Origin of the sequence: Heyndrickxia sporothermodurans (assembly GCF_003055045.1) — a bacterium.
GTDB classification, from domain to species: Bacteria; Bacillota; Bacilli; order Bacillales; family Bacillaceae_C; genus Heyndrickxia; species Heyndrickxia sporothermodurans.
Window position 1 is genome coordinate 1 of record NZ_NAZB01000080.1, and the last position, 1,640, is coordinate 1,640.

1 protein-coding gene and 2 pseudogenes are annotated in these 1,640 nt (G+C 36.6%); 2 read left to right on the forward strand and 1 reads right to left on the reverse strand.

Going from position 1 to position 1,640, the window contains the following annotated elements; all coding sequences use genetic code 11:
• Both B5V89_RS20530 and B5V89_RS19115 read left to right on the forward strand, forming a co-directional pair.
• A pseudogene (locus B5V89_RS20530) lies at positions 1 to 507 on the forward strand (DNA-binding protein); the annotation flags it as partial.
• A gap of 16 nt (positions 508 to 523) precedes the next feature.
• Positions 524 to 829, forward strand: a complete 306-nt coding sequence (locus B5V89_RS19115) for a hypothetical protein (protein ID WP_066235604.1) — start codon at positions 524 to 526, stop codon at positions 827 to 829.
• Between the two features lie 467 nt (positions 830 to 1,296).
• On the opposite strand, the pseudogene B5V89_RS19120 reads toward B5V89_RS19115, so the two are convergent.
• A pseudogene (locus tag B5V89_RS19120) lies at positions 1,297 to 1,536 on the reverse strand (transposase); the annotation flags it as partial.
• Positions 1,537 to 1,640 lie beyond the last annotated feature (104 nt).

Sequence of the window (1,640 nt, forward strand, 5' to 3'; positions counted from 1 at the left end):
GTTTTAGGTGATAAAGGGATCAGCAAAATTGGCAATCTAGGTACGAAAGTTGGTAAATTTGGTGAGATAACTGCCAAGGTTGAGGGACTGAGTCCATATTTAGGAACTGTTACCGCTGGCCCCATTCCTTATAATGTGATGAATCGTCTGGAGGATCAGATTCAGCTGGCGGCTAGGAAGGCGTTCGGGGATGGTACTAAGGGTATTGTTAAACCTGTTTCAAATATGAATGAGTTTTTTGATATGGAATTTGGAAAATCAATAAGTAATTCCTTATCAAAATCAAAAGTAAAGTACGATGGACAATCAATTTATAAGGTAGAAAAGAAAACTGATAACCAATATCTGAAAAAGGGTTATGGAGTTTATCTTGACGCATTACACAAAGACCATTTAGAAGTAATAGATAAGACAGGGAATGTGAAATACGTATTGAATTTAGATGGTACTTTAAACCCCGACAAGACTAAGAAAGCACTTGGACGAGTAGTTAAGGGGTGGAAATAATAGTGGAGGAATTTATATGGATAAAAAGTTAGAAGGAATATTGGACATACTAGAAAAACTTAATTCAAGTATTAATATTGTAAATAAAGAAGATTTAGATGAACAGTACGAGAACCTTGAGGATTTTAGGGTGTTAACTAGAGATTTAGATATTATATTAAACAATTTTGGTTCATTGGATAAGAACGATGGTGAAGAAATAGAGAAAATGTTATTTGAACTTCATAGAATTCTAACGACGTTTGAATGGCATTTATCAGAAATCAGTGATTTAAACACAACAATTTTAAAAGTTTATAAAAACAAAATCAATAACGTCTAGTAATGAGAAACCTTAAAAGAGTTTTATTTTCTTTTAAGGCTTTTTTAGTGGGGTGAGTGCCGAATAAACTGCTTTTTATTTAGAGAGTAGAGGTAATCCTTATAAGCATTATATGATGTTTTACCAAATTATAGAGCGGATTAACCCCCGTATTTTGCACTAGCCTTTCAAAACGGATACAAAAAATAGTAAATTCAACATAGCAGGCAAGCCAGTCATAGATAGGCAACTAAAAAAACGACCGCACTAAACTAAGACGTCGATGGTTACCCAGTTATTTAGTTAGCCATTGCTCACTTGTCATCTATCAGTTTCACTGGTTTGAGCTTTTTCGGGTGTTTCCTTGGCCGTCCAGGCTTACCCTTTTTCCTTCTGTCCTTGGAAGTCCTTGTTGGCTCGCGATGAAGGGCCTCAAAAAACTGTTTCCATGACTCAAACCAATAAATACGCAGAAGTTGAAGCACTTGCTATGTTGTTTTGTTAACCCTTGTTTTGATTTTAATAATCTCACTCAACGCATAAGCGATCATTGCCAGCCAAAGCTGATTCCAGACAGCTTCTGGCTTATAGTTGAAGAGCTTGACCAGTTTTAAGTGCTGTTTGATCCACTTGAAAAAAAGCTCGATTTGCCAGCGCTGCTTGTAGATTTCGGCGACTTGTTCGGCTGTAATGTCCCAGCGGTTGGTAACCACCCGATAGATGCGTTCCTCCTTGTCGCGGTATTCTACTCTCGCAAATTATGATACGATGATGAAAAATATGAAACATTCCTTGCATGGACTAGAACCGGATGAAAATGGGTTTATAAATG

Excerpts from the sequence above, each read along its gene's own strand:
- B5V89_RS19115 (WP_066235604.1), top strand. The coding sequence starts at position 524 with ATGGATAAAAAGTTAGAAGGAATATTGGACATACTAGAAAAACTTAAT.